This is a genomic window from Yoonia sp. R2331, from assembly GCF_041103235.1.
Lineage (GTDB): Bacteria > Pseudomonadota > Alphaproteobacteria > Rhodobacterales > Rhodobacteraceae > CANMYO01.
Genome location: NZ_JBGCUN010000001.1, coordinates 1,955,140 through 1,978,802 on the forward strand (window position 1 = coordinate 1,955,140; position 23,663 = coordinate 1,978,802).

Annotated in this window: 26 protein-coding genes; 13 read left to right on the forward strand and 13 right to left on the reverse strand. The window is 59.7% G+C overall.

All coding sequences use genetic code 11. The annotated features are described in order from the left end of the window. The first annotated feature begins 180 nt into the window (after positions 1-180). Together AB3Y40_RS10020 and AB3Y40_RS10025 are read left to right on the forward strand one after the other, a co-directional pair. Positions 181-1,011, forward strand: coding sequence for a tryptophan 2,3-dioxygenase (locus AB3Y40_RS10020; RefSeq protein ID WP_369438645.1), 831 nt, complete (start codon positions 181-183; stop codon positions 1,009-1,011). A 142-nt stretch (positions 1,012-1,153) separates the two neighbouring features. Continuing rightward, the gene (locus tag AB3Y40_RS10025) at positions 1,154-1,615 is read left to right on the forward strand and encodes a methyltransferase family protein (protein WP_369438646.1); all 462 of its coding nucleotides are present in this window, start codon (positions 1,154-1,156) and stop codon (positions 1,613-1,615) included. 97 nt (positions 1,616-1,712) lie between these two features. Here the strand turns inward: AB3Y40_RS10025 and AB3Y40_RS10030 are convergent, their stop codons facing one another. Together AB3Y40_RS10030 and AB3Y40_RS10035 are read right to left on the reverse strand one after the other, a co-directional pair. After that, positions 1,713-2,399, reverse strand: a complete 687-nt coding sequence (locus AB3Y40_RS10030; RefSeq protein ID WP_369438647.1) for a D-lyxose/D-mannose family sugar isomerase — start codon at positions 2,397-2,399, stop codon at positions 1,713-1,715. A gap of 107 nt (positions 2,400-2,506) precedes the next feature. Beyond that, on the reverse strand, positions 2,507-3,283 hold the full coding sequence (locus AB3Y40_RS10035) for a gamma-glutamyl-gamma-aminobutyrate hydrolase family protein (RefSeq protein WP_369438648.1): 777 nt from the start codon (positions 3,281-3,283) through the stop codon (positions 2,507-2,509). A gap of 111 nt (positions 3,284-3,394) precedes the next feature. On the opposite strand from AB3Y40_RS10035, the gene AB3Y40_RS10040 reads away from it, so the two are divergent. After that, a complete protein-coding gene (locus AB3Y40_RS10040; RefSeq protein ID WP_369438649.1) occupies positions 3,395-4,597 on the forward strand; it encodes a cytochrome P450 in 1,203 nt (400 codons plus the stop codon). Here the strand turns inward: AB3Y40_RS10040 and AB3Y40_RS10045 are convergent. From AB3Y40_RS10045 to AB3Y40_RS10055, 3 genes are all read right to left on the reverse strand, one after another. Further along, on the reverse strand, positions 4,594-5,022 hold the full coding sequence (locus AB3Y40_RS10045) for a GlcG/HbpS family heme-binding protein (protein WP_369438650.1): 429 nt from the start codon (positions 5,020-5,022) through the stop codon (positions 4,594-4,596). The two genes, AB3Y40_RS10040 and AB3Y40_RS10045, sit on opposite strands and share 4 nt — an antisense overlap. Beyond that, positions 5,023-7,167 (reverse strand): malate synthase G, encoded by a 2,145-nt coding sequence (locus AB3Y40_RS10050; RefSeq protein WP_369438651.1) that lies wholly within the window; start codon positions 7,165-7,167, stop codon positions 5,023-5,025. A gap of 92 nt (positions 7,168-7,259) precedes the next feature. Continuing rightward, positions 7,260-7,409, reverse strand: coding sequence for a DUF2256 domain-containing protein (locus AB3Y40_RS10055; protein WP_369438652.1), 150 nt, complete (start codon positions 7,407-7,409; stop codon positions 7,260-7,262). Between the two features lie 66 nt (positions 7,410-7,475). On the opposite strand from AB3Y40_RS10055, the gene pepN reads away from it, so the two are divergent. The 3 genes from pepN to AB3Y40_RS10070 all read left to right on the forward strand — a co-directional run bounded on the left by pepN (position 7,476) and on the right by AB3Y40_RS10070 (position 11,553). Further along, on the forward strand, positions 7,476-10,016 hold the full coding sequence (gene pepN / locus AB3Y40_RS10060; RefSeq protein WP_369438653.1) for an aminopeptidase N: 2,541 nt from the start codon (positions 7,476-7,478) through the stop codon (positions 10,014-10,016). 51 nt (positions 10,017-10,067) lie between these two features. Beyond that, positions 10,068-10,592 carry a hypothetical protein gene (locus AB3Y40_RS10065; protein WP_369438654.1) on the forward strand — a complete coding sequence of 175 codons (525 nt, stop codon included), beginning with the start codon at positions 10,068-10,070 and terminating at the stop codon, positions 10,590-10,592. A gap of 100 nt (positions 10,593-10,692) precedes the next feature. Next, entirely contained in the window at positions 10,693-11,553 is an 861-nt protein-coding gene (locus AB3Y40_RS10070; protein ID WP_369438655.1) for a lysophospholipid acyltransferase family protein, read from the forward strand. On the opposite strand, the gene AB3Y40_RS10075 is transcribed toward AB3Y40_RS10070, so the two are convergent. Next, the gene (locus AB3Y40_RS10075) at positions 11,510-12,307 is read right to left on the reverse strand and encodes a transglycosylase SLT domain-containing protein (protein ID WP_369438656.1); all 798 of its coding nucleotides are present in this window, start codon (positions 12,305-12,307) and stop codon (positions 11,510-11,512) included. The two genes, AB3Y40_RS10070 and AB3Y40_RS10075, sit on opposite strands and share 44 nt — an antisense overlap. A 177-nt stretch (positions 12,308-12,484) precedes the next feature. On the opposite strand from AB3Y40_RS10075, the gene gatB reads away from it, so the two are divergent. Then, positions 12,485-13,996, forward strand: a complete 1,512-nt coding sequence (gene gatB / locus AB3Y40_RS10080; protein ID WP_369438657.1) for an Asp-tRNA(Asn)/Glu-tRNA(Gln) amidotransferase subunit GatB — start codon at positions 12,485-12,487, stop codon at positions 13,994-13,996. A 75-nt stretch (positions 13,997-14,071) separates the two neighbouring features. On the opposite strand, the gene AB3Y40_RS10085 is transcribed toward gatB, so the two are convergent. Beyond that, positions 14,072-14,722, reverse strand: a complete 651-nt coding sequence (locus AB3Y40_RS10085; RefSeq protein WP_369438658.1) for a VPLPA-CTERM sorting domain-containing protein — start codon at positions 14,720-14,722, stop codon at positions 14,072-14,074. A 258-nt stretch (positions 14,723-14,980) separates the two neighbouring features. On the opposite strand from AB3Y40_RS10085, the gene AB3Y40_RS10090 reads away from it, so the two are divergent. Continuing rightward, the gene (locus tag AB3Y40_RS10090; RefSeq protein WP_369438659.1) at positions 14,981-15,367 is read left to right on the forward strand and encodes a DUF4177 domain-containing protein; all 387 of its coding nucleotides are present in this window, start codon (positions 14,981-14,983) and stop codon (positions 15,365-15,367) included. On the opposite strand, the gene AB3Y40_RS10095 is transcribed toward AB3Y40_RS10090, so the two are convergent. Then, on the reverse strand, positions 15,368-15,622 hold the full coding sequence (locus AB3Y40_RS10095; RefSeq protein ID WP_369438660.1) for a BolA family protein: 255 nt from the start codon (positions 15,620-15,622) through the stop codon (positions 15,368-15,370). Between the two features lie 79 nt (positions 15,623-15,701). Here AB3Y40_RS10095 and AB3Y40_RS10100 point away from each other — a divergent pair, with 79 nt between their 5' ends. Then, positions 15,702-16,334 carry a DnaJ domain-containing protein gene (locus AB3Y40_RS10100; RefSeq protein WP_369438661.1) on the forward strand — a complete coding sequence of 211 codons (633 nt, stop codon included), beginning with the start codon at positions 15,702-15,704 and terminating at the stop codon, positions 16,332-16,334. Here AB3Y40_RS10100 and AB3Y40_RS10105 read toward each other — a convergent pair whose 3' ends face one another. From AB3Y40_RS10105 to AB3Y40_RS10125, 5 genes are all read right to left on the reverse strand, one after another. Further along, positions 16,335-16,829 carry a hypothetical protein gene (locus AB3Y40_RS10105; protein ID WP_369438662.1) on the reverse strand — a complete coding sequence of 165 codons (495 nt, stop codon included), beginning with the start codon at positions 16,827-16,829 and terminating at the stop codon, positions 16,335-16,337. A gap of 72 nt (positions 16,830-16,901) precedes the next feature. Further along, on the reverse strand, positions 16,902-17,303 hold the full coding sequence (locus tag AB3Y40_RS10110) for a hypothetical protein (protein ID WP_369438663.1): 402 nt from the start codon (positions 17,301-17,303) through the stop codon (positions 16,902-16,904). 96 nt (positions 17,304-17,399) lie between these two features. Further along, a complete protein-coding gene (msrB, locus tag AB3Y40_RS10115; RefSeq protein ID WP_369438664.1) occupies positions 17,400-17,858 on the reverse strand; it encodes a peptide-methionine (R)-S-oxide reductase MsrB in 459 nt (152 codons plus the stop codon). Between the two features lie 179 nt (positions 17,859-18,037). Then, positions 18,038-18,778 carry an anti-sigma factor gene (locus AB3Y40_RS10120; RefSeq protein ID WP_369438665.1) on the reverse strand — a complete coding sequence of 247 codons (741 nt, stop codon included), beginning with the start codon at positions 18,776-18,778 and terminating at the stop codon, positions 18,038-18,040. Further along, positions 18,775-19,317 carry a sigma-70 family RNA polymerase sigma factor gene (locus AB3Y40_RS10125; protein ID WP_369438666.1) on the reverse strand — a complete coding sequence of 181 codons (543 nt, stop codon included), beginning with the start codon at positions 19,315-19,317 and terminating at the stop codon, positions 18,775-18,777. The genes AB3Y40_RS10120 and AB3Y40_RS10125 overlap by 4 nt, the downstream gene beginning before the upstream one ends. A 160-nt stretch (positions 19,318-19,477) precedes the next feature. Here AB3Y40_RS10125 and cobS point away from each other — a divergent pair, with 160 nt between their 5' ends. From cobS to cobT, 4 genes are all read left to right on the forward strand, one after another. Further along, positions 19,478-20,464 carry a cobaltochelatase subunit CobS gene (gene cobS / locus AB3Y40_RS10130; protein WP_369438667.1) on the forward strand — a complete coding sequence of 329 codons (987 nt, stop codon included), beginning with the start codon at positions 19,478-19,480 and terminating at the stop codon, positions 20,462-20,464. Further along, entirely contained in the window at positions 20,464-21,090 is a 627-nt protein-coding gene (locus AB3Y40_RS10135) for a hypothetical protein (protein WP_369438668.1), read from the forward strand. The genes cobS and AB3Y40_RS10135 overlap by 1 nt, the downstream gene beginning before the upstream one ends. Positions 21,091-21,428: 338 nt before the next feature. After that, the gene (locus AB3Y40_RS10140) at positions 21,429-21,686 is read left to right on the forward strand and encodes a hypothetical protein (RefSeq protein ID WP_369438669.1); all 258 of its coding nucleotides are present in this window, start codon (positions 21,429-21,431) and stop codon (positions 21,684-21,686) included. Positions 21,687-21,737: 51 nt separating this feature from the next. Continuing rightward, a complete protein-coding gene (gene cobT, locus AB3Y40_RS10145) occupies positions 21,738-23,615 on the forward strand; it encodes a cobaltochelatase subunit CobT (RefSeq protein ID WP_369438670.1) in 1,878 nt (625 codons plus the stop codon). The last annotated feature ends 48 nt before the right edge of the window (positions 23,616-23,663 follow it).

Consider the following 23,663-nt stretch of genomic DNA (forward strand, 5'->3'; position numbering starts at 1 on the left):
CAAGACGCGTTTCGGGACATTCGAAACGTCCCCATTGCTGCCCTGTTCGACCGCCTTAGTGTCAGAATCGGCTGTGAAATCCATAATGATCAGGCCGAAGCCCCCGCGCGCATTGGGCCTTTATTCTCAAGGTTTGAGGCAGTACTTCTCGCGCTGCAATTTCAGCACGGAGGCGCCTCTATGACGTCATATGACCCCGCGGACGACGGCGCCAAAATGTCTTTTGCACAAGACATGAGCTATGCCGATTATCTGTCACTTGATCCCATTCTTGGATCACAGAACATGAAATCGACCGCACATGATGAAATGCTCTTCATCATCCAGCACCAGACGTCTGAATTGTGGATGCGACTTGCCTTGCATGAATTGACCACAGCGCGCACGAAACTGTCCGAAGGGGACTTTCCATCTGCTTTCAAGATGCTCACGCGTGTTGCGCGCATCTTTGAACAGCTCAACAACGCGTGGGATGTGCTGCGCACGATGACCCCAAGCGAATACACCGCTTTTCGCGATGATTTGGGCAAGTCTTCGGGTTTCCAGTCGCATCAATACCGACTGATCGAATTCATTCTGGGCAACCGCAATCGCGCCATGATGAAAGTGCATGAACACCGCCCCGAATTGCATCACATGTTGGGGCAAGAACTTCGGACGAAATCGCTTTATCACGTCGCGTTGGACCTTCTTGCGCAAGAGCTTGATCTTAGCTTTCCTTCTGAGGCTTATTCCATGGATCAACCGCATCGTTCCTGCACAGAGGTGATGAATGCATGGACCCGTGTTTACCGCGATCCCGGTTCGCATTGGACGTTATACGAACTCGCGGAAAAACTTGTCGATCTGGAAGACTATTTCCGCCGCTGGCGCTTCAATCATGTGACCACAGTTGAACGTATCATTGGCTTTAAACGCGGCACAGGCGGGACGTCTGGTGTCAAATACCTCCGTAAAATGCTGGAAGTCGAACTCTTTCCAGAACTCTGGAATATGCGGGGCCAATTGTAAGGGTTCCTAGGGATCACACCTATTTGCAGCAGCATCTGTCACTCTGTGCTCCGGTCAGCTCGTCGCGACAGGCCTTGCATCATTCCTATTGACCGCCAGCCAAGCATCACCTCTGATGGCCCCGTCACATCAGGCGCATCTCATGACACAGGAATTTCAGAAACCCTTCACCTCTCCGCCCACGATCTTCAGCGTGGCTTTGGTGCTTGGGCTTCTCATCGGCTGGCTGATGCCGTGGCGCGTCCTTCCCTTGCCCTTGCAACTGATCCTTGGGCCACTCTTGATCGCCGCCGGGGTCTTCGTCATCTGGCGTTCCATTCAGGACATTGAAACCGCTGGCACCACTTATGACCCCTACAGTGCCTCAACCGCGCTGGTCACTGCGGGGGTCTACCGCCACAGCCGCAATCCAGGCTACCTTGGCTTGGCAATCATCCAGTTTGGCGTGGCCATCCTGCTCGATAACCTCTGGATCGTGGGCACCGGAATCATTGCCGTCCTTGTCACCAGCCATTTTGTGATCCGTCTAGAGGAGCGCAAACTCACCCGTGCCTTCGGCGACCCCTACACATCCTACATGCAGCAGGTCCGTCGCTGGCTCTAAGCCGATGGTGGTTAACCCCCGTTAAGATCCTGATGCGCACCGGATGTGTATGCTCTGTGCATCACTTGTGCATCGTCCAAGACAACCGTGCGGTGGGTTAGGCCAGCCAGGTCTTGTAGTCACTCACCAGCAAATGTGTCGGGGCCACGTCTTCCTCGATATTGGCAAAGCGGCCGATCGGTTCCCTGAAAATATTGTCGGTTTCATCATCGTTGACGGTACTCACCTCACCGATCAGCACGTCACCGCCTTCGCCCCAGAACGCGTGCCAGTCACCTGGCATTAAAGTCACGCTTTCTCCGGGGGTTAGCCGCAGTTTCTCACCCGGCTTGTAAGGGCGTTCCAACCCGTCGCACCAGACCGTGCCACCCGCCGTTTCGCTGAAATTGCCAGCCTCGTCCGATCCAAACAGCTCAATCACCAGCGTCGCCCCGCCGCGGTTGATAATGTCTTCGGCCTTGATCACGTGGGTGTGCATCGGCGACAGTTGGTTTTCCTTTGAAATCAACAACTTCTCGGCATAGCACATACCACCGCCGCGCTGTAGGTCCGCCAACCGGCCATTGCGCAGCGTGAAAAGAAACAACCCCATCTCATCATAGCGGCCCGCGCCGTAGTCGGTAATATCCCAACCATTTCGGGCACTTACGACATTCGCCGCCTCATCCTTACGCGCAACAAATTCATCCGGGCTCCAATAGGCCCAAGGCGGCAAGGTAAACCCGTAGGACCGGATCATCTGATCCGCCTCGGCCATGATCGCATTGATGGTGGACCGCTTCATATCAACCTCCGCTCTGCTGACGCCTCAATGACCTTCCGAAACATGTTACGGCAAGTCCCTTTTTCGCGGCACCACGCGCGGCCTCAACCGCCTGACAACAAAGCGTTTTACGCGCTGCGCCGCGCATCTGGCCTGATCCCGGCCCGCCAGTCGCGTGCCGCCGCCCCGAAACCGGCAAAAAGCGCCCGAGAGACCGGGTCCGCTGCCGCATTCCACTCCGGATGCCACTGCACACCCAGCGCAAATCCTGGCGCATCTTGCAGATAGATCGCCTCTGCGGTGCCATCCGGGGCATGGCCGTCAACGATAACCCCTTGGCCCGGAACGCGAATTCCCTGTCCGTGCAAGGTGTTCGTCATCACCTCGCGCGCGCCCATGAGCCGATGGAACGGGCCGCCTTCGGAAAAGGTGACCGCGTGCCGCAATGCGAATTTTTCTTCCAACGTGCCGTCGGGCGGCATTCGGTGATTGTCCCGTCCCGGCAAATCCCGGATTTCAAAGTCCAGAGAGCCACCAAAGGCCACGTTCATTTCCTGAAACCCGCGACAGATCGCCAGCATCGGCTGCCCGGCAGCCACCAACGCCCGGATCAGCGGCAAGGTCAGCTGATCGCGGGCCCGGTCAAAGGTGCCATGCGCGTCCGTCGGTGCTTCGCCATATTCTTCGGGATGGACATTGGGTCGCGCACCGGTGAACAAAAAACCATCACAAGACGCCATAAGCTCTTGAACGGAAACAACATCCGGATCGGCTGGCACGATCAGTGGGACCCCGTCCGATACCTGCCGCACGGCCTCGCAATTCATCCGACCCGCGGCCTGCACAGGGTACTGATCATTGATCAGATAGCTGTTTCCGATGATCCCGATGACCGGTTTTTGCATGTCGCAACCTCTTTCCTATACCGAATAGGTAGTTGCCTCGCTCTGCAAGGAAAACCCACCGCAACGCACAGTCCCTTTGACAACAGCGCACAATGCCCACATCTCATTTATATGATCCACGACTTTAGCGATCCCGCGTTTCTTGCGGCCCCTGACCAGAAACTCGCCGCTCTGCGGGCCGAAGGTGCGATGGTGCGCATCAAGATGCCGCTCTTTGGCAGCGTCTGGATGACGACGACTGATGCCGCCGCACGCCGTGTTTTAAAGTCACCTGAGGACTTTGTCCGCGACGCTTCGGGCGCGGGCGGCAAATCCATCGCACAACAGCTTTGGTGGCTGCCACCGTTCCTCAAGGCGATGACGCTCAACCTTTTGGGCACTGATGGTGCTGCACACGACCGCCTGCGTGGCCCGGTTGAACGCGCCTTTGCCCGTCAGTCCGTCGCCCAGATGCAACCGGCGCTGATCACAATGGCGGACGATCTGTTGGACCAAATCATACCGGGTCAACCCGTTGATATCATGTCGCAATATGCCCGGCCTTTGCCGCTGCGGGCGATCTGTGCGCTGCTGGGCATTCCCGCGCAGGATCGCGAACGTGTCGTCAAATGGATCGCCCCGGTGTCTACTGCAAACTCTGGCTTTGGCATCCTGCGGTCCCTGCCCGGGCTTTGGAGGTTGATGCGCCACTTCCGGCGCGACTTTGCACAACTACGCCACACGCCACGTCCCGGCCTGATCAGCGATTTGGTCAACGACCCTGACAGCGACCTGACCGAACAGGAATTGCTCAGCATGGTCACTGTGCTTTTCATCGCGGGCCATGAGACAACCGTGCACCTGATTACCAACGGCCTGAACGCAGTCCTGCGCGACGCCAATTTGCGCACACACATGGCCGCGCACCCCGAAAAACAGCCGCTGCTGGTCGAGGAGTTTATGCGCTACACCAGCCCCGTGCTGGTCACCAAACCGCATTTTGTGGTGCACGATATGGATTTTGACGGGGTCGCCTTGAAACAGGGGGATCTGGTTATGGCCGGCCTTTTGGCTGCAAACCACGACCCTGACAGGCACCGTGATGCAGATCAGTTGCTGCCTGCACGCCAACCCAATGCGCACTTGGGCTTTGGCCACGGCCCGCATGTCTGTCTGGGGATGCAATTGGCGCGGGCAGAGGCGCAGGTGGCCCTGACCCGGTTCTTCAGCCGCTTTCCAGACGCCACTTTGGCCGATCCGAATGCCGCCGCCAAACCGCTGCGCAAGATCGGCATGAACGGTTTGGCGCGCCTTGATGTCGTGCCGAGACCTTAGATTTCAGCGACCAGTCCCGCCGCTTCGATCCCGGCCGCCGCCGCAATCGCATCATTGTCAGAGGTGTCGCCCGTCAGACCCACCGCGCCGACAATGGCACCCTTTTTGTCGCGGACCAGCACGCCGCCCGGCACCGGCACCACCTGCCCGCCGTATGCACCGTTCACCGCGTTCATAAAATAGGCCTGGCTTTCCGCCCGCGCCATCTGCGCCGTGCCGGCCATGCCCAGCATCACTGACCCATAGGCCTTGCCGTGGGCAATCGCAAACCGCCCCGGTGCCGCGCCATCAGAGCGCTCGAACGCCTTCACATGGCCGCCAGTGTCCAGCACGATGACGGACAACGGTTTCAGCCCCATCTCCTGGCCCTTTGCCAGCGCCTTGCGGATGATCGTCCGCGCCTTTGTCATTGAAATCTCTGCCATTTATTGCCCCATCGCTTTGTATTCCAGACGCCGCTTATGCAGCACCGGTTCTGTGTATCCGCTGGGCTGTTCGCGCCCCCGGAACACCAGATCACAGGCCGCCTGAAAGGCGATCCCGTCAAACCCAGGCGCCATCGGCACATAGGCCGGATCGCCAGCGTTCTGGCCATCCACCACTTCTGCCATCTTGCGCATCGCGGCCATCACTGCGTCGCGGCTGACCACATCATGGTGCATCCAGTTGGCCAATGCCTGCGCCGAGATCCGGCAGGTCGCGCGGTCTTCCATCAGGCCCACGTCATTGATGTCAGGCACCTTCGAACAGCCCACACCCTGATCAATCCAGCGCACGACATAGCCCAGAATGCCTTGCGCGTTGTTTTCCACCTCGCGCGCGATCTGGGCATCGGTCCAACGCTGAAAGGTTGCCAGCGGAATGTCCAATATCGACGAGACATAACCCCGCCGTCCGCCGCCGCGCAGCTTGTTCTGCACCGCCATCACGTCGATCTGGTGATAGTGCAGCGCATGCAACGTGGCCGCTGTCGGGCTGGGCACCCAGGCGCAATTGGCACCCGATTTCGGGTGATCAATCTTTTGCTCGATCATTGCGGCCATCATGTCAGGCATCGCCCACATGCCCTTGCCGATCTGCGCGCGGCCTGAAAACCCGCATTCCAGACCGATATCCACATTCTGATCTTCATAAGCGCCAATCCATTGTTTACGCTTGATAAAGTCCTTGCGACTAAACGGCCCTGCCTCCATCGAGGTGTGGATTTCGTCGCCCGTCCGGTCAAGGAACCCTGTGTTGATAAAGGCCACACGGCTTTTCGCAGCACGGATACATGCCTTGAGGTTCACGGTCGTGCGGCGTTCTTCATCCATGATGCCGATCTTGACGGTATGGCGTGGCAGGCCCAGCACGTCCTCCACCCGATCAAAGATGCGATTGGTGAACGCAACCTCGTCCGGCCCATGCATCTTGGGCTTGACCACATAGACTGACCCCTTTGCCGAATTCCCGCCATCACGCGCCAGATCATGCATTGCGATCAGCGTGGTCAGCATCGCGTCCATCAGCCCTTCATAGGCCTCTTCCCCGTCGCTGGTCAGAATGGCAGGAGTGGTCATCAGATGCCCCACATTGCGTACCCACAACAGCGCCCGACCCTTGATTGTCAGCGCAGACCCATCGGGCGCAGTAAAGGCCAGATCGTCGCTCAGCTGCCGAGTCATGGTCTGACCACCCTTCTGGAACGACGCTTCCAGATTGCCCTGCATCAGTCCCAGCCAATTGCTGTAGGCAAGCACCTTGTCCTCGGCATCGACACAAGCAACCGAGTCTTCGCAGTCCATGATCGCTGTCACCGCCGATTCCAGCCGCACATCCGCCAAGAGCGCCTGATCGCGGCTGCCAATGGGGTGCGCGCGGTCAAAAACCAACTCAACATGCAGGCCGTTGTTGCGCAGCAAAACGGCATCGGGGGCCTTCGCCCGCCCGCGGTAGCCCACGAACTTGCCCGGCTCTGCCAGCGGCATGTCGTCGATCAGAAGTTGCCCTTTGTCCACGTAGTACCGGCTGACATCCGCATGACTGCCACCGGCAATCGGAAAGGCCTGATCCAGAAATACCCGTGTGCGCGCCACGACCCTACTGCCATGGCCCCGGTCATACCCGCCCTTAGGTGGCAAATTGCCCATCGCATCGGTGCCATAAAACGCATCATATAGGCTGCCCCAGCGGGCGTTGGCCGCGTTCAGCGCAAACCGCGCATTGGTGATTGGCACTACCAGCTGCGGGCCGGGGATCGTTGCAATTTCTGGGTCCACATTGACGGTCTCAATCTCGAAATCATCTCCTTCGGGCTGCAGATAGCCAATTTCGCGCAGGAACCCCTCATAGGCGTCGCGGTCAAACACCTGTCCGCGCTGCGCCACGTGCCAGCCGTCGATCTTGCTTTGCAACGCGTCCCGTTCACGCAGCAGGGCTGCGTTCTCTGGCCCCATATCGTGCAGAATGGCGGCAAAACCCGCCCAAAAACCCGCCACATCTACGCCGGTTCCCGGCAAGGCTTTGGTTTCGATGAAATCGGCCAATTCCTGGGCCACTTGCAGCCCGTTCCGATCCGTCCTTTGGGTCATCCGTCACTCCATCCCGTCTATTGTTGCGTCGCGCCAACCTTGGCAGAGCTAGCCCACGACGCGTCCCCTGTCCACTAAATTGGTAAACTTTTCTAACCAGTTTTGCGATTTCCCCGGCATCTGTCCGAACAATACCGGACCTCGTCCCAGACTTTGGCCCATTTTTTGCGCCAGGTGAACGGACGTCCGCAGGTGGCGCAGACTTTTGTCGGCAGATCAGATTTCTTCACGGTTTTGGGCATGACCTGCGGTTGCGACCCCTCCTGCGGGCTTCTACTCTGCGCCAAACTGCCCTGAAAGGACGCCAGATGAAAGATGCCGCCCCCCAGCCGATCTATCTGGCCGATTATACCCCGCCCAGCCACCTGATCGACACGGTTGACCTGACCTTTCACCTCTCTCCTGACGCCACGCGCGTGATCTCTCGCATCGCGTTCCGCCCAAATCCCGATGCCTCAGACACGACCTTCACGTTGCATGGCGAACACCTCAACCTGATCTGGGCCAAGATCGACGGCACCGCCGTTACACCCGTCCTGACCGAAACCGGTCTTACCTGCGACGTCCCTGCCGCCCCCTTCGTGTGGGAGGCAGAGGTTGAAATCGCCCCTGCGAGCAATACCGCGCTTGAAGGGCTTTATATCTCGAACGGCATGTACTGCACCCAATGCGAGGCCGAAGGTTTCCGCCGCATCACCTATTACCCCGACCGCCCCGACGTGATGGCGGTCTTTACCGTCACGATCCACAGCGACCTGCCGGTGCTGTTGTCCAACGGCAATCCGATCACACCCGGCGTGTGGCATGATCCATGGCCGAAACCGGCCTATCTGTTTGCGCTTGTGGCGGGTGATCTGGTGGCCCGCCCGGATAGCTTTACCACGATGGATGGACGCAACGTTGCGTTGAACATCTATGTGCGCCCGGGTGACATCGACAAATGCGCCTTTGCGATGGACGCACTCAAAGCGTCGATGCGCTGGGATGAACAGGTCTATGGGCGGGCATATGACTTGGACATTTTCAACATTGTGGCTGTCGATGACTTCAATATGGGGGCGATGGAAAACAAGGGCTTGAACATTTTCAACTCAAGCTGCGTTCTGGCCTCTCCTGAAACGGCAACTGACGCGCGCTTTGCCGGGATCGAGGGCATCATCGCGCACGAGTATTTCCACAACTGGACCGGGAATCGCATCACCTGCCGCGACTGGTTCCAACTCTGCCTGAAAGAAGGACTCACTGTCTTTCGAGACCAACAGTTCACCGCCGACATGCGCATGGCCGCGCTCAAGCGAATTGATGATGCCAACGGGCTGCGCAGCTACCAGTTTCAAGAAGACGCAGGACCGCTTGCCCACCCCGTGCGCCCCACCAGCTTTATGACGATCAACAATTTTTACACCGACACGGTCTATGAAAAAGGGGCCGAGGTGATCGGGATGCTCAAGACCCTGATCGGAGACGATGCCTATTATGAGGGCTGCAAACTCTACTTTGACCGCCACGACGGTCAGGCCTGCACGATCGAAGATTGGCTCGCCTGTTTTGCCGACGTCACCGGCCGTGACCTGAGCCAATTCGCGCTTTGGTATAGCCAGTCAGGCACCCCGCGCGTGCAGGTTCAGGACAGCTTTGCCGATGGCACCTACACCCTGACCCTCACACAGGACTTGCCCGCAACCCCCGGCCAACCCGACAAACAGCCGCAGGTGATCCCGGTTGCCTACGGGCTGCTTGCGCCTGACGGGACCGAAGTGCTGCCAACCACTCTGCTGGAATTGATGGCCACCAGCCAAACCGTGTCCCATACCGGGCTTTCGGCCCGTCCGACACTGTCGATCAACCGCAACTTTGCCGCCCCTATCCGCGTGGTCCACGACCAAAGTGATGCTGACCTTGCCCGACTGCTTGCCCACGATACGGACCCGTTTAACCGCTGGGACGCAGGCCGCACCCTGACCATGCAAACGCTGATCGCAATGGCCACCAAAGATGCCACCCCACCTGCGGCCTACCTTGATGCCATGCGCGACGTGCTGCGCAATGACGCCCTTGACCCCGCCTTTCGCGCCCGTGTCATCGCCCTGCCAAGTGAAGAGGATATCGCCAATGCCCTCTTTGACGCAGGCAGCACACCTGATCCCGACGCGATCAACACCGCGCGCGATGCGCTGCCCCTGCACCTTGCCCAGCATTGCAATGACACCCTGCCCCGCATCTACGCCGCCCATCAGGTTCCCGGTCCCTACTCCCCCGATGCGGCCAGCGCGGGCCACCGCGCCCTTGCCAACGCGACCTTACGCCTGCTGAGCGAGCTTGACGGCGGCAAAGCAGCCGCAGCCCAGTTTGAAAGCGCTGATAACATGACGCTGCAACTGGCGGCTTTTGCCGCGCTCTTGGCGATTGGCAAAGGGTCGGACGCCGTACAAGCCTTTGAAAAGCAATGGGCAAACGACCGACTTGTGATGAACCGCTGGTTCAGCCTGCAAATCACCCATGCCGCTCCGCAGGACGCCGCCGCAACAGCCGCCCAGCTGGCCGCACACCCGGATTTTGACATGAAGAACCCCAACCGGTTCAGCGCCGTCTTTGGCGCGCTGATCGACAATGCGGCGGGTTTTCACCATGCCTCTGGCGACAGCTATGCGCTGCTGGCGAATTGGCTGATCAAGCTGGACCCGATCAACCCGCAAACCACGGCCCGCCTCGTTGCGAATTTTGAGGTTTGGCCCCGCTATGACCCACCCCGTCAGGCACTGATGCGCGCAGCCCTCCAGCGGATTGGCGACACCCCGAACCTGTCGCGCGATACCACCGAAATGGTCACGCGGATGCTTGAAAACTGACACAAATCCAGTGTCTTGTGCACCAAAGACGATTCTTCAAAGGACGATTTCATGCCCTTCATTCTTGGCATCCTCGGCATCCTCGCTGCCGCTTATTTCTGGGCCCAACGCGCCCGCAATGCCGCTGATATGGCTGGCGACTTGATGGATATGGCCGGTGACGTAAAAGCTGCCGCGCGGCGCTTTGGTTTTACTCGAAAGACCAACATCCACCCGGTTGAAAGCATCGAAGACCCCAACATCGCCGCCGCTGGCATCGCAGAGGCGTTTCTGGCCCTTGATGACATGCCCACACGCGACCAGCAGGACAAAATGCGCGTTTCATTGCGCCGCGTGCTGCAAGTTGACGATGCCGCCGCCGAAGAACTGATGGTACTGGGTCACTGGATGGTAAACGCCTGTGGCGGCGCACAACCGGCGCTGTCGCGGCTGTCGCGCAAACTCTACCGTCTCGAAGGGCCCTCTGCCCTGACACCGCTGATGGACATCATCAAAGGCGCACTGCCTGATGACCGCCTCAGCACACGGCAGACAGAGGCCATCGCAGAGCTGAAAACCGCCTTCCGCCTGCGGTGATCCGCGCAAGCCACCCTTGAAATTTCGCAAAACGCCGCCGATGTGATAGTCTGAAAAGACTGTCATGGAACCGTGACATCGTCATGGTCAATGTGCGCGTATGAAAGACCGTATTGATCCACTGATCGCTGAACGCGCCCCTTGGATGTACCGCCAATTTCCCGGTGTGCGTCAAATCAGGGGCCTGCTCCACCTGTCCCTGGCCTACGACAAGACGCTTAAAATCGCGCGTGGTTTTGAACACATGGCCTCTGCCCAGATCATGGCGCAGATGGGCGGTTTGCTGGCCAAGGACGTGGTTGCGACCGGTCTGGGCCATATCCCGCGCCACGGGGCGGCGATTATCGTGGCCAATCACCCCACGGGCATTGCTGATGGTGTGATCCTGCACCACCTGCTGGCGGCGATGCGTCCTGATGCCTACTACTTTGCCAATTCCGACATTCTGCGGGTTCTGCCACAGATGTCCGATATGATCTGCCCCGTCGAATGGCGGCAGGACAAGCGCAGCCATGCCAAGACCCGCGACACCATGGCCTATGTCCGCGCAGCGACCGACGAAGGGCGGCTTGGCGTGATCTTCCCCTCGGGCCGTCTTGCCAAACGGCGCGGGCTCAAGCTAGAGGAACGGCCCTGGATGGCCTCTGCCGCGATGCTGGCGCGTAAATTCGACCTGCCGGTGATCCCTGTGCATATCGCTGCACGGAATTCGGCGCTCTTCTATCTTTTTGACCTGCTGCATCCGACATTGCGCGACGTGACGCTGTTTCACGAAACCCTGAACAAGGCGCAGCAGCCGTTCCGCATCAACGTGGGTGAACCCATCGCCGCCTCTGCCTTGCCCAAAAATTCCGAGGATGGGATCAAGATGCTGCGCCGCGCCACACTCGCGCTTGCGGGCGAGGACGCGCCAAACGTCAGCCTGATCCGGGCGACGCGGCGTCCATTGTTGAAACTGTAGCGCGCAGAACCGGCCGCGCTTGCGGGCGCACCACTGTGCGCACCTCGCAATAGGATTGCGCACGGGTCCAATCGGACATCGCCGCGATTTTGTTGCGGCTGGTCATCGGCCCCCAATCAGCGGCCACACCCCGCCAGCGTCCATCATGCAGCGCCACTGCGCGGTCGCGCGCGACGGTCACTGCCATGATCCGCGCTGCACAGGACAGGTTCTCTGTCGGGTTCTTGAGCGCCTCCCCGGTCCGCGCGCGGCAGCCATAGCGCCGCGCAGTGTCGGGATAGATCTGCAACAACCCGAACCAGCGATTGCCGCCACCCACAGCCGTAGGGTTATAGGTGCTTTCGTACTTCGCCAGCGCCGACATCATCCCAACCCAAAATGCCCGCCGCAGTGCGGGCGAATTCTGGGCATAGGCCGGGCACCACCGATCAATATCCCGCGGCACCACCGAATCAAGCGCATCGGCATGGCCCGCGATCGCCGACATCGCCGCACGGGTCCAGACATCGCTACCACGCTTGTGGTCCCACCGGGTGTTGGGCAAAAACGCAGCACGCGCGACCGGCCGCAATGTCGGCTCGGTCTGGTTTACGGCGACAGGATACCGGATCATGTGGGCCGGGCGTGGCATAACACGAAATGCGGCCAAGGCTGCTGCCGCCGCATCAACCTTTTGCGCAATCGCGTCGTCGCGGGACAGCGGGCGGATCACTGGCTCGGCCAAGGTGGCCGTTGCCAGGATCACGCCGGCCATCCCCCCCAGGATGGTCCGCAGCATCTTCATTCGACGCAACTTGCCCGCCTCTCCCCCATCCGATCAAGCAAAACTTTTGCGCGGCACAACAACAGGCCGGTCGCCGCCGCCCGCTTCGGTCTTGATAGCCCGCAGAACCCGGAATAGAACCGGCCTGACACCGCCAAAGGGATTACCATGCTGGATCTGACATACGACGCCCCTGCCCCCAAGGTTATCGCCGGGGCGACCTCTGACTGGGAACTTGTCATCGGGCTGGAAGTCCACGCGCAGGTCGCCACCGCGGCCAAGCTGTTTTCCGGGGCCTCCACCCTTTTTGGGGCCGAACCAAATTCGAACGTGGCCTTTGTGGACGCAGGCATGCCCGGCATGCTGCCCGTCATCAACGAAGGCTGCATCAGCCAGGCCGTCAAAACCGGGCTGGGCCTGAAGGCGCAGATCAACCTCAACTCTGCCTTTGACCGCAAGAATTACTTCTACCCTGACCTGCCGCAGGGCTACCAGATCAGCCAGCTCTACCATCCCATCGTCGGCGAAGGCGAAGTGCTGGTTGAACTGGGCGACGGCACAGCGCGCATGGTGCGGATCGAACGTATCCACCTGGAACAGGACGCAGGCAAATCCGTGCACGACATGGACCCCACCATGTCGTTTGTTGACCTGAACCGCACCGGTGTGGCGTTGATGGAGATCGTCTCCCGCCCTGACATCCGTGGCCCGGAAGAGGCCGCCGCCTATGTCGCCAAATTGCGCCAGATCATGCGCTATCTGGGCACCTGCGACGGCAACATGCAAAACGGCAACCTGCGCGCTGACGTGAACGTCTCGGTCTGCAAACCGGGCGACTACGAACGCTATCAGGAAACCCAGGATTTCAGCCACCTCGGCACCCGCTGCGAGATCAAGAACATGAACTCCATGCGGTTCATCCAGATGGCGATCGAGGTCGAGGCGCGCCGTCAGATTGCACTGATCGAAGACGGCAAAGACGTCGTGCAGGAAACCCGCCTTTATGACGCCGACAAAAACGAAACCCGGTCCATGCGGTCCAAGGAAGAAGCGCATGATTACCGCTACTTCCCCGACCCGGACCTATTGCCGCTTGAGATCGAACAGGGCTGGGTTGACGATATCGCGGCCTCATTGCCGGAACTGCCCGACGCCAAAAAGGCGCGCTTTATCAGCGACTTTGGCCTTTCTGACTACGACGCCTCTGTCCTGACGGCGGATGTATCAAACGCCGCCTACTTCGAAGAAGTGGCCGAAGGCCGCGATGGCAAACTGGCCGCCAACTGGGTGATCAACGAACTTTTCGGGCGCCTGAAGAAAGACGACAAGGACATCGCGGACAGCCCGATCTCTGCCGCGCGTCTGGGCCAGATTGTGGGGCTGATCAAGTCGGACAAGATATCCGGCAAGATCGCCAAGGACGTCTTTGAAATCGCCTATACCTCGGACCGTGATCCCGAAGAGATCGTGAAAACCGAAGGCATGGAACAGGTCACCGACACCGGCGCGATTGAGGCGGCAGTTGACCAGATCATCGCCGACAACCCGGCACAGGTCGAAAAGGCCAAGGTGAACCCGAAACTTGCGGGCTGGTTCGTGGGTCAGGTGATGAAGGCGACAGGCGGCAAGGCCAACCCTGCGGCTGTGAACAAACTGGTCGCCGCAAAGCTCGGCCTCTAGGCCCCACCGAAAGCGCCAGTAAACACAAAAAAGGCGGGTCACTGACCCGCCTTTTCGCATTTCATGTGCCTTGGTTCAGGCTGCTTTGCGACGCCGCGCAAAGCCCAGACCGGCCAGACCTGTCAGCAACAACACCGCACCGGCGGGCAGTGGCACGGCCTGCAGATTGCTTTCAAATGTGTTCGCCGCAACTGCGTCGATATCAAAACCATCACGCGTGCCGTTGCGCAGGTCCGATGTATCAATGACCCGCAGACCGCTGTAAGGGCCGTTGGCGTTTTGTGCCGCCGTAATAACCCAGCGGTTCGGCGCGGACGGATCAGCTGACCCATCAGTCGTGTTGGTCAGAACACCCGCCACATCCGGCGCACCATTCACACCCAGAAGCGTGAAAGATACGCTTTCCACGTAGTTGGCAGCGCGGTTACCAGTGATTTCCCACAGGGTGATCGGCCCTTGGATCAGACCACCAAAGAAAAACTCCAAGCTGCCGAAATTGGCAGTCGAGGTGAAACCACCGTTTTGCCATGGCCCATTCACATCCGGCGCGCCAAGCGCGTTGCACAGATCGTCACGGCTGGTGCTGCTGGACGCAACAGAGCATGTGGTCTGCACCCCGTTGGTGGTCGCGGTCACGCCGGTTGCATAAACGGTAGCGGCTTGTGCAGCAGGTGCCACAAGCGCCATCACGGCGGCAGCGGCCAGTGCTTTGGTCATCTTCAACATAAAACTCGTTCCTTCTGGACGCGCAGCGCGCCTGATAAGCGTTTACGGGTTGGTAACTACCTGCCTCAGGCTTGACAAGTTTCAGCCACATTTTTGGTTAAGAGCTCCGCGATTTGACGCAGATCTGATGTTGATCCGGGATAATTCCCCGCAAATCAGCGGCATTGTTGCGAAGACGAAACGAAATTAGGGCGGCGAAGCTGGACCGCGCCCGTTTTGCTGGTGTAAGGTCAGGTCTGATCAAAAATGGTGTGTGTCATGTCGTCCTACGAATACAAAGTCGTTCCCGCCCCGACAAAGGGCCTCAAGGCCAAGGGTGTGAAATCCGTTCAAGACCGCTTTGCCAACGCGCTTGAAACCGTGATGAACGACCTTGCCGCCGACGGCTGGGAATACCAGCGCACCGACACCCTGCCCGCGGAAGAACGCGAGGGATTGATGGGCAAAACCACCGTGTTTCAAAACATGCTGGTCTTTCGCCGCACCGTCGCAGCACCCGCAGCAGCACCGCAGGCCGCTGAAACGGTCCAGGATCGCGTGACAGAGACGATCACAGCCGACGAACGGCCCAAGCAAATCGCGCATCAGCCCGCCGCAGTTCCGGCCCCTGTGCCGCGCCCCGACACCTCGGTCGCGGCAGAGTAACTACTTGATATCAATCGCTAATGCGTGAATACGCCCGATGATGTCGGGGCCCAGCGCGCTGTGCACGGCACGATGGCGCGCCAACCGCGTCATATCGTCCAGCCCTGCGGCCGTGATGACCACACGCCAATGGCTTTCGCCTGACCCATCATCGCCTGCATGCCCTGCGTGCATGTGGCTCTCATTGACCACCTCCAACGCCTCTGGGGCTAATCCAGTTTGTAGCGCCTCATAAATCTCTGCCTCTAGTCCCATATTTTTGCTCTCCGCCCCTTCAATCTCGCTCTCAAGCGTCTAAACTCTGTCGTCCGAGTCGGAAAGGTATGCAGCTCCCATGCAGAAAAAAGACCCCTTTGGTTTTGACATGTCGGTATCGTCGTCAAAAAAGAAGAACCCGCGCGGACGGCGTGGGATGTCTGGCGCGTCAGAGACGTCCACCCGCGTTTGCGATCATGAAGGTTGCGAAGAGCCGGGCAAGTACCGCGCGCCCAAGACGCCTGACGTGCTGGATGACTTTTATTGGTTCTGCCAGCAACACGTGCGCGAATATAACCTGAAATGGAACTTCTTCGATGGCACGACAGAGGCCGAGATGAACGCCCAGCTGACCGAAGATCGGGTCTGGGAACGCCCCACCAAGCCGTTCAAACGCACCGTCGAGGAACGCGCATGGGCGCGTCTTGGGATCGAGGATCCGCATCAGGTGCTGGGTGAGAACGCGACCCGCAATCCGGGCCGCAATCAGGGCGCTGGCCGCAAGCTTCCGCCCACCGAGCGCCGCGCGATCGAGATTTTGGAGGCCAAGGATACCTGGACCAAACAGGAAATCCGCAAAGCATACAAAGGTCTGATTAAGGTGCTGCACCCCGACATGAACGGTGGTGACCGCAGCCAGGAAGATCAGTTGAATGAAGTGGTCTGGGCTTGGGATCAGATCAAGGTCAGCCGCAGCTTTCCCGACAAGTGATCAGGTCGGAATGCCATCGTCGTGAATGGCAAACAGCGTGTCACGCTCGCGCCGCCACGTGGCGAACAGCAGATGGCACGCTGTCAAAATGCTGACCCAGAACACCAAAAGCAGCGGCGATTCCAGGAATGTCAAAACGGCTGCAAACGGGCCGAACATGGTGCCATAGCCCGGCAGCGCAAAAGTGCCTGCCGCCACACTGGCCGCAAAGGTGGTGACACACAGACCAACCGCCCCGTGGCGCAGCCCGGCCCATCCCGCGCGGCCAAACCACTTGCCGCCGAAATACAGCCCCACTGCCGCCCCAAGCGCGCCCGACAAGATAACCCAATAATCATAGGGGGTTAGCGTCCGCAGGATCGTATCCTCGCCACCAAGGTTGTTCACGACCGTAAAGGACAATCCGGCACCAAAAAGTGCGACGCCAATATAGGCCAGCACAATGCTCCGCTCTCCGTCACTCAGAGAGATCCACCTTTTGATCCGTCGCAACATATCGACCCACGCATACTACTCTTGCGCAGGTAGGCGCGAATTGGGGCAGGATTGTGGCGACGGCAGTGAAACTCACTGTTTCACCAAACTGCTCTTATTTTGTAGGTTGCACGGCCCAAGGGCCACCGCGTGGGCGGCCCCCATCAACGCCAGCCACCGCGCGCCTGCCAAGGGCTGCTCCCACAAAAGCTCTGCCACGGCGGCCACGGCAAACCCGGCGCGCTCCGGCCCGATCATGGCCGCACCCACAAGGGCCGCGCCAAGGACCGTGGCAAACGCGGCGGCAAACCCTGCCAACAGCCAGCCCAGCGCGCCGGCCTCACCAAAAAGCCGCGCCAATAAGACCCCGCTGACCAGCGCACCGATGCCCGCCATGGCAGCAAACCACAGGTTTTGTTCAATCCCCCAGGCGGTTACGAAACCCGCACAGCCAATCAACCCGACCGTTTCACCATACCTTTGAAAATACGTCATTTTCCCTCGCCTTGCTTGTGTTTTGACTGGCCACAGAAAAACCCCCGCACCAGCATCTGGTCGCGGGGGTTTCAGCAAGGTTTGTGCAGGTCGTAATCAGGCGGCGCGGAACACCAGACTGACGCCGTTCAGGCAATGGCGCTTGCCTGTCGGCGCTGGTCCATCATCAAAGATATGGCCCAAATGGCTGCCACAGCGGCGGCAATGCACCTCTGTACGCACGGTAAAGAGCTTGCGATCAGGCTTTGTACCCACTGCACCACGCAGGCTTTGCCACCAGCTAGGCCAGCCGGTGCCGCTGTCATATTTGGTGTCAGACGGATAAAGCGGCAAATCGCACCCGCGGCAGAAATAAGTGCCTGCGGCGTAATTCTTGTCCAGCGGGCTCGATCCGGCCCGTTCGGTCCCCTCTTCGCGCATCACCTTGTACTGCGCAGGCGTCAGCATGGCGCGCCATTCGGCCTCGGTCCGGGTGATCTCAAAGCTCTGCGCAAAAAGCGCGCTTGGTGCGGCCGCGCTGGCAAGGGCGGCAAGGGTGAATTGGCGGCGGTTCATCGCATGTCCTTTCGTGTCTGATCTAGCGTTACGCCATCTGGCGCATTTCAGACGAACGATTTTGCACCAATGCACGAGGATGTGAGAGGCCTGTGATCGCCAATCGCCACGCCGTTTCGTCGCAAAACTGCCGGACCACATTGTGATCCGGCTGCCAGTCTATCTTACCTTGAGCCGCGTCAGGCCTGCCAGACAATCGGGGCCACGGCCACAATATCGCCCGTTGGCGCGCCGGTGGGTGAACCGCCGGGCGGCTCAATCGAAATGGCGCATTGTGCGCCGCGCAAAAGCGGCCACAAGGTCTCTGCCACCACAAGCGTGCCGGTCTCGTCCGTGGGCAGCACACCCAGCGACACCGGCGGCCCATCGCCTTTGATCACCCAAAGCTCCAGCACCTGCCCTTCGGGCGCGGCCCCTGCGGTGCGCGTGACCTCCAGATTACCGCTGTCCTCGACATAGCCCACTTCGACCACAAGGCTTTCGTCTGCTGATGCCAGCAGAACCGTCGCGGTAGCTGGCGGATCAAGCAGCGGCCCGATCAACGGGTTGATCGCCCAAAGCGCCACAGCCGCAGCAATCAAACCACCGCCAATTGCAGGCAACAAACCCAGCCGTTCCAACAAGGATTGCCGTTGCGGCGCAGGCGCGGCTTGCTCAGGGGCCTCTGCTGGCGGTTCCATCGCCGCGGTGCCAAAGGCTGCCGCCTTGATCTGCTGCAACAAAGCCTCGGGTGGGTCGACAGGTGCGATATCGTCGGTCATGCCGACAAAATCTTCGGCCCAGCGGGCATATGATGCACGCGCATCCCCGTCCACCTCCATCAACGCTTCAAACGCCGTGGCCTCATCCGGGGTCAGCAGGCCCAGAACGTATTCTGCGGCCAGCATTTGTTCTTCATTCGGCGCGATGTCATCACTCATTGCGACAGACACTCTCTTAACTTCAACAGGCTGCGGCGCAGCCATGTTCTGATGGTGTTCAGCGGGACCGCCATATCGTCGGCCAGCTCTTGATACGTCTCCCCCTCCAGATAGGCGCGGCGCACAGCTGCGGCTTTGTCAGGGTCCAGCCCTTCCATGCAGCCGACAATGCGGGCCCGGTCTGACGCTGCAATGGCAAGCGCCTCTGGCCCTGGCGCACTGTCTTCCAGTGCGGCCACCTCGTCCATGTCGCCTGACGCAACCTTGCGGGCGCGAATCCTGTCGATACACAAGTTCCGCGTGACCGTGATCAGCCAGGTCATCGGGCTGAGACCATTCACCTTATAGCGTTCCGCATTGCGCCAGATTTTGACAAATGCATCCTGCAAAGCATCTTCCGCCTCGGCCCGATTGTTCAAGACACGCAGGCACACACCAAAGAGTTTCGCAGAGGTCGCGGCGTAGAGACGTTCAAAGGCAGATCGGTCGCCCTGCGCCATACCCGCAATCATCGCCTCAATATCATCGGTTGTCGTCATCAGCTACACTTTCACCATTTCCCCCACTTTGCCGGGGTTTGCGAAAAACGCAACCTGCGGGCAAACCGGTGCGCGAAATCGCCCCTTCCCCTTCCCTTTCGCCGCGATATGTTGCATCCGCAGGACAACACAGATGCGATGACAGGAAAGGCGCCCTAGAATGGCCGACGGCATGATCGACATTGATGCAAACCCCACCGAAGAGATCTCGGTGCGCGAGGTCTTTGGCATCGACAGTGACATGAAGATCAAAGGGTTCGCCGATAAGACCGACCGCACCCCAGAGATTGACAGCACCTACAAGTTTGATCCCGACACCACGCTCGCGATCCTTGCAGGTTTTGGCTACAACCGCCGTGTGATGATCCAAGGGTATCACGGCACGGGCAAATCGACGCATATCGAACAGGTCGCCGCCCGCCTGAACTGGCCTGCGGTGCGCGTGAACCTTGACAGCCACATTTCCCGGATCGACCTGATCGGCAAAGACGCGATCAAACTGCGCGATGGCGTGCAGGTTACCGAGTTCCACGAAGGCATCCTGCCCTGGGCCCTGCGCAACCCGGTTGCCATCGTGTTTGACGAATATGACGCAGGCCGTGCGGACGTGATGTTTGTAATCCAGCGTGTGCTGGAACATGACGGCAAGCTGACGCTGATGGACCAAAACCAGATTCTGACGCCGCACAAGCACTTCCGCCTCTTTGCCACGGCCAACACCGTGGGCCTTGGCGATACGACGGGCCTCTACCACGGCACCCAACAGATCAACCAAGCGCAAATGGACCGCTGGTCGCTTGTCGCTACGCTGAACTACCTCAGCCACGATGCCGAGGCCGCGATCGTTTTGTCGAAGTCCCCGCACTTCAATACTGAGAAGGGCCGCAAGACGATTTCCCAGATGGTCACCGTCGCCGACTTGACGCGCACCGCCTTCATGAACGGCGATTTGTCCACCGTGATGTCCCCCCGGACCGTGCTCGCCTGGGCCGAAAACACCCGCATCTTCCAAGACGTCGGCTATGCTTTCCGCCTATCGTTCCTGAACAAATGCGATGAATTGGAGCGTCAGACCGTCGCCGAATTCTACCAGCGGTGTTTTGATGAGGAACTGCCGGAAAGTGCGGCGAGCCTCAGCTTGGGATGATGTTTCGTCTCGCCATTTGTCTTTGTGTTATTGGCAGCCTGTTGTCGGCACAAACTCTCTCGCCGAGCGAACAAGCAGCTGTTGACCAAGTTGCCCCGGACCAAATGCAAATCGCGCAGCGAAATGAAGAATGTAGTTTGCAGGGCCTTGCGCAACGCGAGCCCTTAGTTATCGCTTCAGGGGCGGCGCTTCCGGTCCTTGATTGGCCCGAGACCAGACTTCTTGTTCTCCAATTTGCCCAAACCGACAATCTCGAGGCCGGGACTGTATCAATGTCAGCATTCCCGCCCCTTCCGTTTGGTGGAATCGCCGGCTTCGACTTCTGCAACGTCATGATTGTGAACGTCGTCTCACCACCTGAACGCGTTGGAGAATTTCGTATATTGATGGGACTCCGATTGAGACGGAACCTTGATCTGGCGGTTGACTACCCAAACACCTCCCAAACCATCGCGGATCAAGGGCAGATTTCAGTCATTCCCGAAAGCCCTGTCGTCGTGGCCAATCTTGCCGATCCGTCTCAAAAGAGCTGGTTAGACGCTGGTGCCGACGGCCTGTTGGCAGCGGCTGGCCAATTCTACAGCTTTAACGATCTCGCTTTGATCCCACTGGTGCCAGCGCAATAGTTTGCGCCGTATCTCGTCGGTCAACATACACTTGCTTTTCTTCTGGCCAGAAATATCCCGGGGGTGCGGGGGCTGGCCCCCGCCCATCGCGACGCGCGCAGCGCGGCGCAATATCTCGTAGCACCCCGTGCCCAAAACCCCACACCTCGCGGGCGTTCTTACTTTGCCCACTAGATAAGCGATAACTTAACCCTCATGCTGCATTTATGAGCAGTATGAAAACTCTCATGACGACCCTCTTCCTCGCGCTTGGCGCCCTCCCCGCCAACGCGGGGCTTTCTTTGGACAACACACAACTCCAGAAATTTGCCGCCTGTGCGGGTCGCCTTTCTGCGCAGATGGAACATCAATGGATGTTCGACGGCCCCGCCTCTGACATTACCCGCCAGCAACGCGCGCAGGTGCTCGATCTGATGCGTGCCGTGATGACGCCCGATCAGGGCCGCGATGTGTTGCACTGGCGGATCACGGCCAAGGCCGCGCACCACGCGCTGCTGACCCGCGCCACCTTCAACGACGATCCCAACGACGCCACATGGGCCGCCAACATGGCCGCGACCCTGACCGCCGATTGCACCGCGTTCCTGCTTAGCTAAAGCACACCGGCCCTCTGGTCATTGCGCGCGCGCCGCACTAGTTTGCGGCCTATGAACAAGCCATCTGACAACCCTGCCGATCCGTTCAAGAAAGCCTTAGCCGAGGCCACGAAGGTCATGGCCGATGATCCGGAACTCTCGGTTACATATTCCGTCGACCCCGCCGGTCAGACCAGCGACACGATCCGCCTGCCACAGGTGACCCGCCGCATGACCAAACAAGAGGTGTTGCTGGCGCGTGGCCACGCCGACGCGATGGCGCTGCGGCACAAGTTTCATGACGCTGGCACCGCCGCGCGCTACATGCCGCAGGGCCAGATGGCGCAAGACCTTTACAACGCGATGGAATCCGCCCGGGTTGAGGCCGTCGGCGCGCAATACATGCCCGGCACCGCAGGCAACATCGACGCCAAAATCGGGAATGAGGCGCTGCGCAAAGGCTATGACCAGATCAAACAGCCCGCCGATGCGCCACTGGCCACCGCAGCAGGCTACATGATCCGCGAACTCGCCACCGGCCGCGCCCTGCCCGAAGGCGCTGACAATGTGCTCGACCTCTGGCGCGGCTTTATCGAGGATCATTGCGGCGAACGGCTCGAGAATCTCTCGGACATGCTGAACGACCAGCAGGCCTTTGCCAAATTCGCGCGCGACCTGATCTCGGACCTCGGCTATGCCGACCAGCTGGGCGATGATCCCGACGGGTCGGACGAAGACGACGAAAACGAGGCCGAAGAAGGCAGCGACGAGCAGGAAGAACCCGATAGCACCGGCGAAGACGATAGCGACGGCGAAGAGGCCGAAGCCTCGCCCGAGCAAACGCAGGAAGACCAGCAAGACGCATCTCAGGCCGAGATTTCGATGGACGATCAGGCCGACGCCGAGATGGGCGAAGAGACCGAGATGCCCGATGGCGAAGCCCCGATGGAGCCGCCCCAGCCTGCACCGGTCTCAGACGCCGACCCCGATTACCGCGTCTATGCAACTGATTATGATGAAGAAATCGGCGCAGAAGACCTCGCTGAACCGGCAGAGCTGGAACGCCTGCGCAGCTATCTGGATCAACAGCTTGAACCGCTCAAAGGGGCCGTGTCACGCCTCGCCAACAAGTTGCAGCGCCGCTTGCAGGCCCAGCAAAACCGCAGTTGGGAGTTTGACCGCGAGGAAGGCATCCTTGATGCCGGACGGCTCGCGCGCATCGTCGCCTCCCCCACCACGCCGCTGTCCTTCAAGGTCGAAAAAGACACCGAATTCCGCGACACCGTTGTGACGCTCCTTCTGGACAACTCCGGCTCCATGCGGGGTCGCCCGATCTCAATCGCCGCGATCTGTGCTGATGTCATGGCCCGCACGCTGGAACGCTGCGCCGTCAAGGTCGAGATCCTCGGCTTTACCACGAAGGCATGGAAAGGCGGCCAAAGCCGCGAGGATTGGCTGAAAGCCGGACGCGAACCAACGCCCGGCCGCCTGAACGACCTCCGGCATATCGTCTATAAATCCGCCGACGCCCCCTGGCGGCGGACACGGCCAAACCTTGGCCTGATGATGAAAGAGGGCCTGCTGAAAGAAAATATCGACGGTGAGGCGCTGGAATGGGCACACCGCCGGCTGGTCGGGCGGCACGAACAGCGCAAGGTGCTCATGGTGATCTCAGACGGGGCACCGGTGGATGACAGCACCCTGTCGGTGAACCCGGCCAATTATCTTGAAAAGCACCTGCGCGACGTGATCGCGATGATCGAAAAGCGCAAGGCGGTGGAATTGGCCGCGATCGGCATCGGCCACGATGTCACGCGCTACTACGATCGCGCGGTGACAATTACGGACGTCGAACAACTGGCCGGTGCGATGACCGAACAGCTCGCCAGCCTCTTTGACAGCGACCCCCGCAAACGCGCGCGTGTTCTGGGGATGCGCAAAACCGGCTGAATGGCGCTGCGATTTATCGCCGAAAAATCGGCACCCTCCGGTCGGGGG